The sequence below is a fragment of the Bacteroidota bacterium genome (genome assembly GCA_023957335.1).
Taxonomy (GTDB): domain Bacteria; phylum Bacteroidota; class Bacteroidia; order NS11-12g; family UBA955; genus JALOAG01.
The window spans coordinates 328,862-344,810 of sequence record JAMLHC010000004.1 but is presented as its reverse complement, the minus strand read 5'-3'; the positions used below and the strand labels follow the sequence as shown (position 1 = coordinate 344,810).

The 15,949-nt window shown below is 34.5% G+C and carries 15 protein-coding genes; 1 reads left to right on the top strand and 14 read right to left on the bottom strand.

The window, feature by feature from the left end; all coding sequences use genetic code 11:
• Positions 1 to 5: 5 nt before the first annotated feature.
• From M9892_09770 to M9892_09720, 11 genes are all read right to left on the bottom strand, one after another.
• Complete coding sequence (locus M9892_09770) at positions 6 to 1,031, bottom strand: hypothetical protein (GenBank protein MCO5254637.1); 1,026 nt, start codon at positions 1,029 to 1,031, stop codon at positions 6 to 8.
• Positions 1,024 to 1,992 (bottom strand): hypothetical protein, encoded by a 969-nt coding sequence (locus tag M9892_09765; GenBank protein MCO5254636.1) that lies wholly within the window; start codon positions 1,990 to 1,992, stop codon positions 1,024 to 1,026. Before M9892_09765 ends, M9892_09770 begins: the two co-directional genes overlap by 8 nt.
• A gap of 2 nt (positions 1,993 to 1,994) precedes the next feature.
• The gene (locus M9892_09760) at positions 1,995 to 4,460 is read right to left on the bottom strand and encodes a hypothetical protein (protein MCO5254635.1); all 2,466 of its coding nucleotides are present in this window, start codon (positions 4,458 to 4,460) and stop codon (positions 1,995 to 1,997) included.
• 1 nt (position 4,461) lies between these two features.
• Positions 4,462 to 4,680 carry a hypothetical protein gene (locus M9892_09755; GenBank protein MCO5254634.1) on the bottom strand — a complete coding sequence of 73 codons (219 nt, stop codon included), beginning with the start codon at positions 4,678 to 4,680 and terminating at the stop codon, positions 4,462 to 4,464.
• Between the two features lie 2 nt (positions 4,681 to 4,682).
• Positions 4,683 to 4,895, bottom strand: coding sequence for a KTSC domain-containing protein (locus M9892_09750; GenBank protein MCO5254633.1), 213 nt, complete (start codon positions 4,893 to 4,895; stop codon positions 4,683 to 4,685).
• The gene (locus M9892_09745; GenBank protein ID MCO5254632.1) at positions 4,892 to 5,938 is read right to left on the bottom strand and encodes a DNA cytosine methyltransferase; all 1,047 of its coding nucleotides are present in this window, start codon (positions 5,936 to 5,938) and stop codon (positions 4,892 to 4,894) included. Before M9892_09745 ends, M9892_09750 begins: the two co-directional genes overlap by 4 nt.
• The gene (locus tag M9892_09740; GenBank protein ID MCO5254631.1) at positions 5,908 to 7,347 is read right to left on the bottom strand and encodes a DUF3883 domain-containing protein; all 1,440 of its coding nucleotides are present in this window, start codon (positions 7,345 to 7,347) and stop codon (positions 5,908 to 5,910) included. Before M9892_09740 ends, M9892_09745 begins: the two co-directional genes overlap by 31 nt.
• The gene (locus M9892_09735) at positions 7,344 to 8,384 is read right to left on the bottom strand and encodes a DNA cytosine methyltransferase (GenBank protein MCO5254630.1); all 1,041 of its coding nucleotides are present in this window, start codon (positions 8,382 to 8,384) and stop codon (positions 7,344 to 7,346) included. The genes M9892_09740 and M9892_09735 overlap by 4 nt, the downstream gene beginning before the upstream one ends.
• Positions 8,377 to 8,715: a helix-turn-helix domain-containing protein gene (locus M9892_09730; GenBank protein ID MCO5254629.1), complete on the bottom strand. Its 339-nt coding sequence runs from the start codon at positions 8,713 to 8,715 to the stop codon at positions 8,377 to 8,379. The genes M9892_09735 and M9892_09730 overlap by 8 nt, the downstream gene beginning before the upstream one ends.
• Before the next feature lie 434 nt (positions 8,716 to 9,149).
• The gene (locus M9892_09725; GenBank protein MCO5254628.1) at positions 9,150 to 10,172 is read right to left on the bottom strand and encodes a PD-(D/E)XK nuclease family protein; all 1,023 of its coding nucleotides are present in this window, start codon (positions 10,170 to 10,172) and stop codon (positions 9,150 to 9,152) included.
• 1 nt (position 10,173) lies between these two features.
• Entirely contained in the window at positions 10,174 to 10,398 is a 225-nt protein-coding gene (locus tag M9892_09720) for a hypothetical protein (protein ID MCO5254627.1), read from the bottom strand.
• A gap of 490 nt (positions 10,399 to 10,888) precedes the next feature.
• Here M9892_09720 and M9892_09715 point away from each other — a divergent pair, with 490 nt between their 5' ends.
• Positions 10,889 to 12,973 carry a gliding motility-associated C-terminal domain-containing protein gene (locus M9892_09715; GenBank protein MCO5254626.1) on the top strand — a complete coding sequence of 695 codons (2,085 nt, stop codon included), beginning with the start codon at positions 10,889 to 10,891 and terminating at the stop codon, positions 12,971 to 12,973.
• An 11-nt stretch (positions 12,974 to 12,984) separates the two neighbouring features.
• Here M9892_09715 and M9892_09710 read toward each other — a convergent pair whose 3' ends face one another.
• The 3 genes from M9892_09710 to M9892_09700 form a co-directional block, all read right to left on the bottom strand.
• The gene (locus tag M9892_09710) at positions 12,985 to 13,341 is read right to left on the bottom strand and encodes a translation initiation factor (GenBank protein ID MCO5254625.1); all 357 of its coding nucleotides are present in this window, start codon (positions 13,339 to 13,341) and stop codon (positions 12,985 to 12,987) included.
• 3 nt (positions 13,342 to 13,344) lie between these two features.
• On the bottom strand, positions 13,345 to 13,998 hold the full coding sequence (locus M9892_09705) for a sigma-70 family RNA polymerase sigma factor (GenBank protein ID MCO5254624.1): 654 nt from the start codon (positions 13,996 to 13,998) through the stop codon (positions 13,345 to 13,347).
• A gap of 162 nt (positions 13,999 to 14,160) precedes the next feature.
• On the bottom strand, positions 14,161 to 15,948 hold the full coding sequence (locus tag M9892_09700) for a PDZ domain-containing protein (GenBank protein ID MCO5254623.1): 1,788 nt from the start codon (positions 15,946 to 15,948) through the stop codon (positions 14,161 to 14,163).
• Position 15,949 lies beyond the last annotated feature (1 nt).

The following is a 15,949-nucleotide window of genomic DNA, read 5'->3' as shown; positions in this document are numbered from 1 at the left end:
CCTCTCTATAGTTCATTAATTTCCTTTTCAATTAAACGATACTTGTCTTTTACATCTTCTCCAGAATAGAAGCCTAGCAAGTCTTTCTTGGTTAATGTTCCTTGACTTAAAAAGCGTTTTAAATATTCTTGGTTGAACTCCATTAAAAGAATGGATTTTTCCAATTGTTTCAAAATTGCTTTGTTGTTTTCAATGTTGTTTTGAACCAAAGATTTTATTGTCAATACTTCGTTGATGTCTTTGATGATTCGGTTTACCATCATTGCTAATATGTCTTTGTCGAGTTCGATTTCTTTTGCGTTTAAAGCAATGTCTCTCGCTAACATATACGCAATAGCCAAATTGCTGTAATCTCCTTTTTGAGAATTTATAATTGCAACAAAACCAACACCAGGAATGTACCCTACATTTTCAAAATTCTTAAGAATGGAGTTTTCTACTAAGGAAATGTCAAAAACAATCAAACTTACTTTACTGTCTCTGTTAGCTTGTGCCTCAATTAGCTGACTCCAAGCAGTATCAGATTTTCGAGTAAAAACATCTTTGCTTTCAATGTCTCCTAAACGAACACTTTTGTCAAACTTGCATTCAATAGCTATTTTCAAATCAGGCGAACCATTTACTTCACAAATAATATCACCCGTTTTGTTATTCGGTAAATTCCCTGCTGTATTACCCGTTAAAAACGCTCTATCTTTTAGTTTTTTGTCTGCAAAATATTGGTTTAAAAACTCTGCAATTTCATCTTCTGCTAAAACGCCTTTGATGGTTGATTTATAGAAAAGTTCTTTCTTCATTTCAAAAATCATTTTCAAGCTTTCGAGTTCTGTTCCCAACTCATTGGATGTTTTTGATAGAAAAGAAGAAATTCTATCTTCCATTAAAGCCAACACACCAATGTAAATTGCTCTTAGCAATTTTTCATCTCGTTCGTTTGCAGGAAGATTATCAAAGTAATTGAAAACGATTTGATTTTCGATTTCAAATTCCTTGATTTCTATTCGTTTGAGTTGTTGATTTATTTTAAGCATTTTTAATCTGTTCTATTAAGTTTTCTATTTGACTGCATACTTTTTGATAGTTCTCAGTTTCATTTTCAATGGTTGAATTTGATAATTGCTTCAAACTTGCGGATAAATTAGTATAGTTATCAAGAATTTTACGACTGTCTAAAAATGTGTTGAACTGTGTTTTTTCATTCACTAACATTTCTGAAAAATCATTTAATGTATCACGAAACGAAGTACTGCTATGTATTTTGTGTTCCTGATTTAAATTACATTTGTTTAGTTCTTGTTTTATGTTCTCAAACAAACTCGAATAGAGCGTAAAATCCCCATTTCTAGAAATCTTTGTAATTGCAGATGGACTTAAATTAAAAAGTCTATTGATGGCTATTTGAAGAGTTATAGTTGAAATTTCTGGGTTTAGTTTATTCAGGTCGACTTGTATATTTTTTAAAGTTTCCTTTACGGTATCTATTGCTTCACTTTTTTCTAAGGCTATTTTAGTATTAGATATCAATGAATCAATAGTTTCTTTAGGTGGCATTTCTTTTAATTTTTCCCTTAAATCATTAACACTAAGTAGATTAACCAAGATAGGAACAAATATGCCAAAAAGCGTCATAAAGCCAATCCCAACTGCCATATATAAATTTAACCTATCAATATCTTTATCAATTATACTTTCAGCTCTATTTCTTTCATTAAAAATTTCTTCGGCTAATAAATTCAGGTTATTATTTATTTCTATTATAGCTTCCTTATTAAGTACCATTAATGAGTCCTTTTGCTCAATTTTGTCAACATCAATCAGGTTGGTTTTTATTTTGACTAAATGATTATATTGCTTATCCTTTTCAACCTTATATGAATTTAGATTGTCGGTGCTTTGCCACCAAAAAAATGTAAAAAGACATACAAAACAGAAAGCAAACCCAACAAATATTTTGGATTGCAAATCAAAATTTATTTTTTCCTTTGAACTCATAGTTAGTTAAATATTTTTATTTCTTTTGGAAGAGTATAAATTAGGTTCCAATATTTAGTTCCATCATTCATTGTTTCAGGCATATCTTTATCCTCTAGGCTGAACATCCTTGCTAATAATGTCTTTTTGTTTAGATTGATTTTATTTTCGGCACAATAATCTATGTCAGTGCTTTTCAAGTTGAATTCATCAATTGCATCTAATGCACTTCTAAAAATTAAATCATCGTGTGAGAATAATATAAATTGAAGAGGCATATCGGGTGTGTATTTATAGAATAGTCCAATAATTTTTTGTAAGAATATTGAAAATGAATTTTTACTAATAAAATCACTCGCAAAAAATAAGTCATCCATTACTAATGGTAAATTTACTTTGTATCTCATTCGTGTTGATAGAGCAATACTCAAGCTAATCATTAAACAAAATACTTTGTATCGAAAGGTATTGAAATAAATATCGGGAGTTGTAGATTTACCATTTTTCTGAACAATTTTCGCCATTATTACTTCTGTTTGAAATATTTCACCATCAATATTTCTGTCAATTTTTTCTAAACTTAGTACTAAGTTTATGGACTCTTTTTCGTCAATGAAATCATTCATTATTTCTTCGACAACTTCCTTAATTGATTTAAAGTAACTAGTAACGATTCTGTCCTTTTCTTCAATAAGTTTTAAATTGAAGAATTTAATCTCTTCTTTAATTCTTTTAAAATTTTGAACTTGTACATCCGCTGATTTTAATTGCAATTCCAAATCTTTGATTGCTTTTTCAATATTTGGTATGGATGCTTTATTTTCATTTATTTCTTTTTCAAGTGCTTTGATTTTTTCGTTGATAGTCAAATCAGAAGTATCACTTAATGTTTCAATGACTTTTTGAATCTGTTCTGCTCTATCTTTAATGAAAAAATTAATTTCGTCTATTTTCGATGGTATAAATTCACAAATGAGTTCTTTGTTGTCAATCAAAAAAATTGAAAGTTTACTAAATTCATTATCTGCAGGGAATTGTTTGTCAGATAATTGTTTTAAATAATCAAATAATTCATCATCAAGTAAATGAGGGGTTAATAACATCATCAATTCACCTTCTTTGTTTATTAAATTATCCAAACTCGTTTGTTTAGATAATATCGAGCGTTGATTAAAAAGTATTTCACTCAATTGCTTTAAAGATATTAATGAATCAAATAAATTATTTGATAGGTTTCTGTATGCAAGTTTTATTTTTCTTTCAGTTTCTTCGTGTTTTTTAAGGTTATCTATTCTTAATTTAACACTTCCCTTTATTTCCTCAATTGTCCTTTTTGAATCTTGGCAAAATGGACAATCATCTTTATTTTCAGATAAACTTAAGCCTTGTTCTAGAAATCCTTTTTCAATATTAATATCTTTAATACCTGAAATTGAAATGTATTCTTGAAATGATTTTTGAAATTCCTCAATATCTTCTTTCAGTTTTGATGAATCTAAGTTCCTTACGGATGATTCTTCAATAGTTTTCTTGAGTTCGTTTATTACTTCAATTTTATTTATTGAATTTGGTTTTATGTCTTCCCCCTTTTTAAATTCATCTAGTTCAATTTGCTTTGACTGAATTAAGGCAAGCCTATTTTTTTTAGTTTCCTCATTCGCTTTGATTTCAGTAGATAGTTTATTTAGTTGATTCAATTCTTTTCGTCTTGAATAAGTTGGTATTTGTTCAGTAATTGCCAATAGGTCTAAAAACTCATTTAACCCTAATGCTTTTGCAATTATGTTATGAAAAGAATAATCTAATTTTTGATCTGATGTTTCGTAATCAATCCTACCGTTTTCAATTATATCATATTCAGTAATAAAGTGGCTTATAGGGTTAAATATTTCAATGTAATCTTTGGAAAAAATTTTATTATCCAAGGTGTATTCACCTTCAAAAGTTTCAATTTTGCAGTTAGGTTTTCCTAAAAGAGGAAATCTTTTTAAGTAGTCCAAAAACTCACTTTCGCTTATATTATTTTTTTTAGTTCTTAATTTTTTTTCTCCAATTTCATTGGCAAAAATCATTTCTAAACCTGCAAAAAGAGAGGATTTTCCTGTGCCATTATTAGCTAAAACGATAGCATTATGACAAATTTCATCATCAATTAAGTTGATGCCAAATGGAATGTTTTCGCTTTCTTGAAGTGAAGGTATTCCTCTAAGATTTGAAATTTCGATATTTTTTATTCGGTAGTCCTTGTTTTTATATGTATCTGGATTTACGATACTTTGATTGGCTTCAATGTCTTCTTCTAATTTTCTAAAATCAAAGTCTTGTTTATCAGAAACATTAAGCAAACTCATTAAACTATCGAAAAAGGTGCTTTTGTCCTTTAAATCAAGACGAGGGTAATAAAAAGCTATTATTTTTGATACTACTCTTTCAACAGAATCTTTCTGAGCAATATCGATAAGAGTTTTTCTGAAATTTGCTGTTTCCATATTAAATAAATTTATCCCTTACATTTTTATTTATATAAGCACTTAAACCTTTCCCTCTTTGTGCATTTGATTTGAGTTGTGCCATATGACTGCTACCAGTTAAATATTCAGGATAAGTATATGCTTTGGGATTACCCTTAAACCAAACAGTAAGACTATCGGCATTAATTTGGTAATGGCTTATTGGTGAATTTCCACTTCGATTTAAGTATTTTTCCATAATTACATTTTTTGAAACTGATATCCTGCCTTTTTAATATTTCTGTCAAAATATTGACCGTGTGAATCTGCATTCATCAATTCTTCATAAACATTTTCGGGAACATCAAAATATTGATAAACACCACCGTGGTTAAATTCTATTTCAAGAACTTCGTTTTCTGCATCATATCCAATAGATGCGAGGTTTGAGGATTCTACTGATTGTCTGTTCATATCTCTTGATTTAAAAGTTCTTCTTTTTTCTCTTTTACTTCCTTTGGTTTTTCAACCGTACAACATTTTACCAAAGCGTTAGCAACGTGCCACATCAAAACTGGTGGAACTGCATTTCCGATTGCTCGATATTGTCTGTTTTCTGAAACCACATCTAAATTGAATGATTCAGGGAATGATTGAATATTTGCCGCTTCTCTCGGTGTAAATCTTCTGTATTTTCCGTCAACCATTAAAACGGGGTCTGTTCCGTTTAAACTAACTTTTGCCAAATGTGAACTAATGGTGTTACAAGGTTGCTCCAAATCTTGAACTCTACCTTTATTCATTTTTTCACGAACTCGAAGCATTCCGTCAACTGCTCTTTGACTGAAAAACCATTTATCATCAAGGTCTGCTTTGGTGTCAATCACTTGTTTTAGTTTAACTTTTGAGCCATTGAGTGTATTGGGTTGCGGAAATCGAAAATTGAAATAATCATCAAATTCTCTGAATCCAACAATAAACACTCTTTCTCGCTTTTGTGGCACACCAAATTCAGAAGCATTTAAAAGTTTGTGATGAATGTAATATCCTGCTTTTTCAAATTCTTTTACAATCATTGGAAATGCCTGTCCTTTGTTTGCTGATAAAAGACCTTTTACATTTTCGCCAATAAAAAAACGAGGTTTTTTTTCTTTTAAAACATTAACCATTTCAAAAAACAGTTTTCCTCTATCGTCTTTGTAGCCAAGTCGTGGCGGATTTTGAGCACTTATTGAAAATGATTGACAAGGAAAACCACCAAGTAAAATATCGTGGTCAGGAATTTTATTCGGCTCAATATCTCTAACATCTTTGGTTTCACATTTATGCTCAAAATTGCTGTTATAAATGGCGGTTGCATAACTGTCATTATCGGCTGCATATACAACTTCATACGGCAATTCAGCAAAGTGTTTTCCAAGGAAATTAAAGTCTCCTTGAATTCCTAAATCCATTCCTCCGCATCCGCAGAATAATGAAGTTACTTTTAGTTTCTTATTTCTAATAGCTTTTCCCATTGTCCTGATGTTTTAGAAAATTCAACAACTAAATTTTTATCAACTTTCAAATTACCTTGTTCATATTGTTTAACAGGGTTTTGAATCATAAATATGTTTTTGGTATCATCATTTACTACTAAGTAATAAATGAAATAATTATCGCCCATTGTTTCGGCTGTGTCCCATTCGTTTGGTGTAAGTTTAAAGCGATTGTTGTTAATGGCTTTTCTTGATTTTGTAGTTTTTACTTCGATATAGCGTTTCTTTTTTTCTAATTCAACACTTTGAATATCGTAACCAACCCCAAGCGGAGTAGGGATTTTATTTATCAAATGTTGTCTGTTTGATTTTTCTTTTGTTCTCAAATATTCGTGAGCCAAAATCAAACTTTCTCCATAATCTCCAATGATTTTTGTTGGCACTTTTCTATCGCCAGTCATTCGAGAATAATATTCTTGAATTAGTGCAGAAATATTCTCTTGCTCTGCTTGGTCAAGGTGTGGAGCAAAGGCTTCTATACCATCAAACTGATTAACAAAAGAAAACCAAGTTTCTTCAACTGCTGAAATTTCAGAATTTGAAATTTCTTGTTGTGTATAAAATCTGTAGTATTGGTTAAACCAAACGGCATTTCTCAAATGATAATCAATCGCTTCTTTGTTTTCGGTATTTATGTAGTAGTAATAACCAGTTCCTTTGTGTTGCAGAAGGTTTGCTAAAACCATATAATCCAAAATATCACCTGCATATCTGCAAACATCACCATTTGAAGGATATGCTCCCGTTTTTTCGTTTATTAATTGGTCGTAATGGTGGTCATATTCAATTTTATCAGCTCTGTGTTTGAGAATCATTTTAGCAACATCTTTTGGATGTTTTCCGTCTCGTGTAACTCTCAAATCAAAGTAAGCACATTGAGTTAATTCCTCTGCGGTAATGCTAAATGGCTTTCCTGTGAGTTTTTCGCCTTCAATTAATAACTGCAAAATAAAATTGCAAGGTTTAAATTTTACACCTGCTTCAATTTGCTTAATAATGTTGTGGGATTTAATGTGTCCGCCTGGATATTGGAATGAGTAAAGGAAGTAATTAAAGAACTCGTCCAAATATTGATTGTTTGCTAGTCTGATTGCCATTTTGCTTGGTTGAAGATGTTTATTTTCTTCTTGTATAAAAGCAAAAAGGGCTGAAATTTCAGTTCTCCAATTATCAATAGTTTTTTGAGTCGAAGAAGCATTTTTCTTAAACCCATAAAGTACATTGTTTAAAATTGCATTAAACTCTTTTTCGGGCAATACTTCCATTTCAGAAATAGAGGTTGCCACATAAAGTAAAACTTCTTCAACATCATTTTTAAAACGTGGTCTTACGTGATGCAAACGAAAAAAGTATTCGTCAGGAATTTTATATTTCTGTTGTTTACTCATAAATATTTTTTCAATGATTTTGCTAATACCTCTGCCAATAGGGGAGGAACAGCGTTACCAACTTGTTTATATTGACTTGTTTTGCTTCCTAAAAAAATGAAAGTGTCAGGAAATGATTGAATCCTTGCACTTTCTCGAACTGTTGGCACACGATTAAATTTATAATGGAAATGATGTCGGTGCCCTGTATCTATTGTGAAACTTGGTTTTTTACTGTTTAGCCTAGTCCAAGCAATATTTACATTTCGTGTTTTGTGAAGATGTTCGGGTAAGTTTTTGTAATTACCACCATCAGGAACCATAGAAATAATTTCAATTGTTTGGTCATTGTGGTTTGTAATTTCGTGATTAAACAAACCTTTTGAGCCTTCACGAATTTTTTCTTGAAATTCAGATTTTGCTTTTAGTGGATATTTCGCTCCGTCTGAAATTGACTTTTCGGGTAAATCAGAAATTGCTTCACTTGATGAAACAAATTCAAGTTTTTTAATTTCAGGGAATTTGAAATTTTCTTTTCCTTTTGTTCCTATAAAAAAAGCTCTTCTCCTGTTTTGGGGAACGCCAAATTCCGAAGCCAAAAGCACTTTGTAAACTACATTGTAACCCAATTTTTCAAAATCTTCAATGATGTTGTCTTTTACTACACCTTTGCCCATTGAAACAATGTTTGGCACGTTTTCCATTAGGAAAACTTGCGGTTTGTAAAACTCCACAAAACTCACAAATGATTTATAGAGCTTGTTTCTTTCGTCATCTACAATTCTTTTTCCTGCAATTGAAAATCCTTGACAAGGTGGACCTCCAATAATTATATCAGCTTTTTTTATTCCTGTCTTTTTACTTATTTCTATTGGTGTTTCGTTAAAAAGGTCTGCAACTAAACCTGTTGAGCCTTTGTGATTGTGTTCAAAGGTTTTTATGGCATCTTGCCAATGGTCAATACCAAGTACAACGTTATAACCAGCCTCAATAAAGCCATACGAAAGCCCTCCGCAACCGCAAAATAAATCTATGACTGTCGGTTTCACTTTACTCATTCGTGTTAAACTTTATTTCTCCTTGTTTTACATTTTTGCTTTTAAGGTAATTTACCTTTTCCTCTGCTACCATCAGCGTTTCCATTGAGCAATTATTTTCGTAAATCTTTTTGGCGAAAAGGTCGCTGAAAAATTCTGTTTTGATGTCGTCAAGTTTTAGACTGAAAACTATTGCAAGTTTTTCAAGTCGTTTTTCGTCAAACTCTCTTTTTCCGTTCTCAATCTTGCTCAAATTAGCTGAGTCCAATTCTAGTTGAGCGGCTAACTGTGTTAAAGTCATACCGTTCTCTGTCCTTAATTTCCTGATATATTCTCCAAAACTGGTTTTCATTCGACTTGTTAATTTAGACTTGTCAATATTTGACAAATATAAAACACTTTTTTGAAAGTGAATTAAATTTTTATTCTTTTTTTTGAGCGTTGGGAAATTGGCTCTTTTGCAAAACTTGGGTCGTGTGTCGGCTTGTGCGGTTTTGCAAATGTGCCATTGTGCGGCTGGTTAAAATTATTTTTTAAAATGTGCGGTGGGAAAAATTTTTAAAACATTCGGGTCGGAATGTGTGTCGCCAAAGTCAGTCCGTAAGTTCTTTTCAAGATGTCAAAGTTCGTTTTTCAGATGTCTGTTTTTTCGGAGTAATGTCGTTCTCTAGGCTTGCTTACAACGGTTTGCGGCTTTGCGATGGCGGGGATTTTTAGCACTAATGTTCATACGAATAACAAATGTTGAACTTTGCACAAACTTTCATACGAAGCACGTCAGCCCCGCTATTGCAAAACCGCTGTTACCTGCTGTGTTTCTTTGTCTTTGCAGTATTCGTCAAGAGTTTTTTCTAAGTTTTTTAACGTCATAATAAATTTATCAAGTTCAATGTTTCCGTCATTGTCAACCGTAAAAGCGTTTTGAACAATTGCTAATGTTGATGTCGAACCAGCTCGGTATTTGTCAGGTTTAGTAATTGTAAGTCCGTTTTTTTCTGCGTATGGTTTTATTTCATTTAATAAACGATACAAAGTGTCTGTGCTTGGTTCCCAGTCAGCAATTTTTATTACGAGTTTGATGCCATATTCAAAAGCATTTTCAATTTGAATATAAATCTCACCAATTTCATCAGTTCCTGTCCAGTGATACCAAAAGCCTAAAAAACCGCCCATTTGATTGGCAACATATCGCCAGTCTGTCCATTCGCTTATATGTTCTTGGAGCTTAATGTAAAAACCTTCACCTGCTTTCCATTCTGAAGTGATGTTGTCAAACTTGGTGAATGAGTTTGTTGCATTTTCAATTACGGTCAAATAGTCTTTGAAGTCATTAAATATTTCATTTGTTACTGGTCTTTTGTTTAGAACACTTAAAATGGTTTTTCTGTCAACTGTTGAGTAGCCTTTTTCAACGATTTTTTTGAGAGTAGATAAACTTTCATTGCCAGTTTTGAGGTAAACAAAAACAAGTTTGTGATTTTTGTCTTTGTAGTGATTGGTAGCAATGTCCTTGTAGCGTTCCAATTGTTCGGAGTGTTCCCCAGTATTTGTTTTGTCTTCAATACCGATGAAATACTCATCATTAACTTCTGCCCAAATGTCAATGTTGTTCCATTGTCTGCCAGCTTCAACTTTGTTGACTTGGTAGTCAGGTGTCTGCCCAAGTAACAACCTTACAAAGTCTTTTGCGGTTTCATTTAGATTTTGGTCGTGTTGTTTATGGTTGTTGTCTGCCCACTGTAAAAGCCAAGTAAAGAAGCCGTCTTGCGACAGCTCCTTTGTTGCAAGTCTAAATATGTTTGGTTTCATTTTACAGTTTTGTCCAAGTGTGCATACTGCCAGAAGGGCAATTAAATGAAGATGGCGAATTTTTGGATTTTACAAGCGTTCCGCACTTTTTACATTGATAGTTGTTGGGTCCGACTTCTCCCAAGTCTGTCCAAGTGTGCATTCCACCACCTGGGCAATTAAAACTGCTTGGTGATTTGTCATTAGTAATGTGTGTCTTACATTTTTTGCATTGGTAATTTTTCATTTTACTTTATTTTTTTGTTTGTGCTTACTCTGGTCGGTTTTCAGCTTCCCCGTTTTCTGCAAAGTTAGTTTGTCTGTCCGCCAAAGTATGTCGTTGTGAACGTTCGTCCTAACATAGCAGGTAACTCCTAAATATCTGCAATACTAAACTAAACTTTCCATTCACGCAAGCGAATGTATTTTTTGACACCAGTCTGTATTCAGCTTCATTGTTCTTGATTATCTTTGCAGATACTTTTTAAGAGAATAGAATTAGATATTAAATAATCGAAAGAATATGAATATTCAGAAAACGAAGATTGATTTGTTAAACCCCAATAGAATTGGAGTTGTTTTTTAGTCAGAAAAACACACAGTAGTTGGGGTGCATTTTTTAAATAAATTACTGTTTGAATTACCCGGTGAAGGATATCCGGACTAAGAGAACAGCCCTGCTTTCGGATTTTTTTTAAATATTATTAACAAACCTTTAAGCAAATTATCTTTGCAACGTGTTCAAAAGAGCAATCATGTCATACAGTGTTACTTGCCTATTCTTGCTGACCGGCATATCACTATTTGCTCAAAATCAGACCTCCAATACCGGCAAAGCCTTTTGGGTTGGGTTTATGGAAAATGCATCTACCCCGTCATCACTGAATCTGCATTTTGCAAGCCGTTATCCTTCCAACATCAACATTTCAGTACCTGTTCTGGGTAACATCAGTTTTTCGCTCAGGTCGAACAGAGACACCTTGGTTTCCCTTCCAGTCGCTCTTGTGTACGTTGCAGGGTCAGAGAGTGCTCAAAACAAAGGTATTTATATTAGTTCAGACACAGCTATCAGTGTCCTTGCCATAAACAATGCACCTAACAGTACTGATGCTATCAGTCTGGTACCGCTGGAATTTATACCACGGGGGGGGCGCTACATTATCAATACTTTCAGAGGCTCCAATTCTTTTTCTTCAGAGTTTATGGTGGTTGCAGTTGAAGACAACACTTCGGTGGAAATTACTCCTACACATGACACTCGATTGGGCAAAGTTGCCGGAATACCTTTTACCGTCATGCTGCAACGAGGAGAAACGTACCAAGTACAGAGTAAAGACAGCAATAGTATGGCAGGAACATTGATTCGAGTTGCCAATGGATGCAAAAAGTTGGTGGTTTTTTCAGGCTCGCAGTGTTCACAAGTCAATTACAATGTGGGTTGCTCAGGTTGCGACCATTTGTGGGAACAAGAGTTGCCCATAAGTTTTTGGGGTACGGATTTTTACAGTGTTCCACTTACGGGCATGTCCGGGTATATGTTGAGTATTGTCGCAAAAGAGAATGGCACAACGGTCAGCATTGACGGAGTGCCCACCTATACGATGAATAAAGGAGAGCAAGTTACACCTGACTACAGTACCAACAATGTTAGATGTATTCATGCTGACAAGCCTATTTCGGTGGTGCAACTGATTAAATCAAGCGAATGTAACGGGCATCCTCAACACATGGCAGATCCTTCAATGTTCAGACTTGTGCCCGAAGGACAGGAAGTGAAATCCACATTTTTGCGTGTTCCGCTTACTACCAATATTGCGTATGCTTTCTTGAGTGTGATTTGTATCAATCCTGCATATGTTTTACTGGATGGAGTCGCAATTAACAGTATTACAGGCAATACGGTTGCTGCAACGTGTGCGGGCAAACAAGTTGTTACCGTTCCGGTTTTGTCGCAATTCCATACTTTGGAATCTATTGACCCTTTTAGTGCTTATTTGTATGGTTACGGAAAAGATGAAAGTTATGCGCTGGCTATGGGTTCTGCCTATGAAAATTTAGAACTTAATTTTACCCTCAACCCTGCTGATTTTATGTATTGCAACACTCCTCAGAAATTTGATTTTACTGCCATTAACAAGGGTTATACAAATCTCAAATGGGACTTTGAGAATGGCAATACCGCAAGTGGAAATACAGCTTCTTTTACATTCACAAAATCCCGCAGATATGAAGTAAAACTCATGGGTAGCAAGCCGGACAGCGATTGTCCGGAAGATACGGTTTCAAAATTTATTACCCTATTCAGCCCGCCAGAATTAGACTTGGGGAATGATACTATTATTTGCAAACAACCGGACTATTTGGTTGTACCCAAAACCAATCCTAATTATGATTTTGAGTGGCATACAGGTTCGCACGCCAAAAACTATTTGTGTTCTCAAAATGAATTGGTAACACTCACAGTTACTGATGAACATGGTTGTCAGGCAACAGACTCTGTTGAGATTACGTTTAGTGAATGTTTAAAAAAGAAACTGGAATTCCCGAATGTATTTACGCCCGGCAAGGACGGTGTGAATGATGAGTTTAAAATTACGTTGGAGGTTTTTAATAATGCGCAATGTATCATATACAACCGTTGGGGAGTAGAGTTGTATAAGTACAATCCACAAGTGGACAAACCTTGGAATGGGGGCGTTTCCAATGACCCAAACCAGCCTTGTCCGGATGGTACCTATTATTTTTTATTGTATTATTCTGACCCGATTGATGGAAAGGATTATAGGGAAACGGGTGTCATCACGCTGATTCGCGAAAAATAAGGAGCTAAGAATTAGAGTGCTTTATTGGTTTTATATCCAAGTTTTTGCAAAAAATCCATGACTTTCTTTCTGTGTTCGCCTTGTATTAAGATTTCTCCTTCCACAATACTACCTCCAGCGCCACAATGTGTTTTGAGTTTTTTGCAAAGTGATTGCAACTCATCATCAGAGCCTTTAAACCCTTCTATCAAGGTTGCGGTCTTGCCTCCACGTCCTTTGTTTTCCATACGGATATTGAGTTTTTGTTGATTGGGTTTTACATTATCTTCGGTTTGCAGTTTGGCAAACAAGTCTGCAAATACAAAATCAGGTTCGGTGGAATATACGATTCCGTCTGTTTCTCTTTTGATTTTTTTGGGTTTAGACATAAATTAATGCTCGTTTATTATTTTCATAAGTTTGGCGGTGAATGGATTGCAATGAACCGCATGGAAGGTATAGAGTTCTTGAATATTATACGATTTCATCAGTTGGTTTTTGAGCATGGTCTTAGCTCTGTTGAGTCTGACTTTAACGTTGGACTCACTCAATCCGGTAAGTTCGGCTGTTTCGGATACGTTGAAACGATTCATTTCCCTGAACATAAATACCAAGCGATATTCGTTTGGGATACTGTGCAATGCCTTATGTAAAATGTTACTCAGTTCGTGGTTGTAAACTTGAGCATAAGTGTCATATTCTGCATGAGCAAACATGGGTGTTGCACTTTCTTTTAATTCATCGTATGCCTGTTCTTTGATAAAACTATACTTCTGTTTTCTATGGTAACAGTTATTCAGCATTATCTTCACTAACCATGTCTTAAAATTAGATTTTTTTTCAAACTGTGCTAAATTTTTGAATGCATCCAAATAGGTATCCTGCATCAAATCTTGTGTGTCATCGTGATTGTATCCATAAGCCATTCCTACTTTATAAAGATAGGAGTTGTATTTATTGACTAAAACTTCATATACAGATCTTTCGCCTTCCAAAACTTGTTCAATAACGCTCAAATCGTCTAATTTCTTTGCTTTACTTTCCATTTTTTTCTAATTCGTTTTAGTTCCAAAACAAATGAAACTATGATACGTGCAAAATAACATTATTAATATTGATTCGTGATTTAAGCGAAACCCAAAATAGACTGATGCTGCTTGCAAGTCCATCAGAAACAAGCGTCATCACTATTCTCCTTTTACACATTGCTACCCCGCTCTCTGCACCCATTTGTCAAACAACTTTTGCTGATTTGGAGTGATTTGAGCAGAAGGTGTCAATTTGAAAACTTTGTTGGGGTTTTCTTCAAATTCAAGCTTGAATTGCAACTCTTTGTCACCTCTTTTTATCTTCAATGTGAGTGTTTGCTTGGGTTCAAATACATTAAGAAACTCAGTAAAATTGTCGGCAGGTTCTATATCATTGACTGATAAGATGACATCGCCTGCTTCCAACCCTGACAAGGCTGCATTTGAATTTCTTAAAATGCTGCTGATTACGGTTTGCAACCCTTTTCTTGCAACCACCAATCCCAGATAAGGGTCTTGATTAGGTGTTGCACTGAAATCTATGCCGAAGGAGGCAAACAGTTCGGCATAGTCGGGTGTAGCAGTTCCATAAACTATTTGTTCAAAATACGAGTCCAAACTCATGCCCGCGACCTTTTCTGCGGCTGCTTTGAACTCTTGTTCGGTGAAACCTCGTTTTTTGTTCAGGTAATATTCTGCATACAGATATTGAAACAAATCATCCAAACATTTTTGACCGGAAGTGGCTTTGATAATGGTCAAATCAAGCAACGCTCCGGCAAGTGAGCCTTTTGTATAGTATGAGATGGACGAGTTCACACTGTTTTCGTTCGGTCTGTATGCCTTTATCCATGCGTCAAAAGAAGATTCTGCCAGGCTTTGATACTTGGCTCCCACTGTATTTTCTGAATATGAAATCATCCCTGCCACTCTTCCCAAAAATTCATCTTGAGTCAGAAATCCTGCGCGGTAGGACAGTTTTTTGTCATAGTAACTCGTAAAACCTTCTGCAATCCACAGTTGTTGCGTATAGTTTTCATTGTCATAATCAAAAGGACCCAATTCAATAGGACGCACTCTTTTTACATTCCATACATGGAAATACTCGTGTGCTACCAAGCCAAGAAACCCTTTGTATTTGACAGGGTCAGCGTAGTTATGGGGAGACATCCCAACCGAAACAGAGTTTCTGTGCTCAAGACCTCCTCCTGCATTCTCAACATGTTGAATAAAAAACCAATATTTATCCATGTCTGCTTTACCCACAACCTTAAAAGCCGCATTGCAAATCTTCTGCATATCCTTAGTCAATTGTTTTTTATTGGCATTATTGTCGCCAATCAACGCCACATAGTGAGGAATTCCCTGTACATCAAAGTTCAGTATATCAAAATTTCCTATTTGTATGGGACAGTCCACCAATTCATCATAATCAGAAAATGCAAAACAATTTGGCTCACCTTTGATTTCTTTCAATCCGGAAGCCATATTTTTCCAATGCTTAGGGCGTACAATCTCAATTTTACCCGCAGTTTTTTCAAAGCCTTCTACCGACATCAGCAGGCTTGTTCCCAATAAAAATGCAGTTTCGCTGTTGACAAAAGAAGTTCTGACCGATACTTCATTGGCATAAACACGATAGCGGATTACAAAATCCTTTGTGTTCCCGTTTTTTACCAACCATGCGTTTTTCCGGTCTTTTTTCCATTCCAAAGCATTCCCTTCGTTGTTATATGCACCAAAGGATTCAACATTTCTGGCAAACTCTCGAACCATATAAGAACCCGGAGTCCAAACAGGCATTTTTAAATGAGTTTCAGTTCTTGTGCAGTTTTTTACTTCAATCTGCACCGTTGCATAATGAGTTTGCGGATTTTCTATACTTACTTTATATACTATATCCTGCGCCTGACTTATCATGACAAAATTAAATACTAAAAAGGTTGATATGAGGGTGTGGCGCAACATT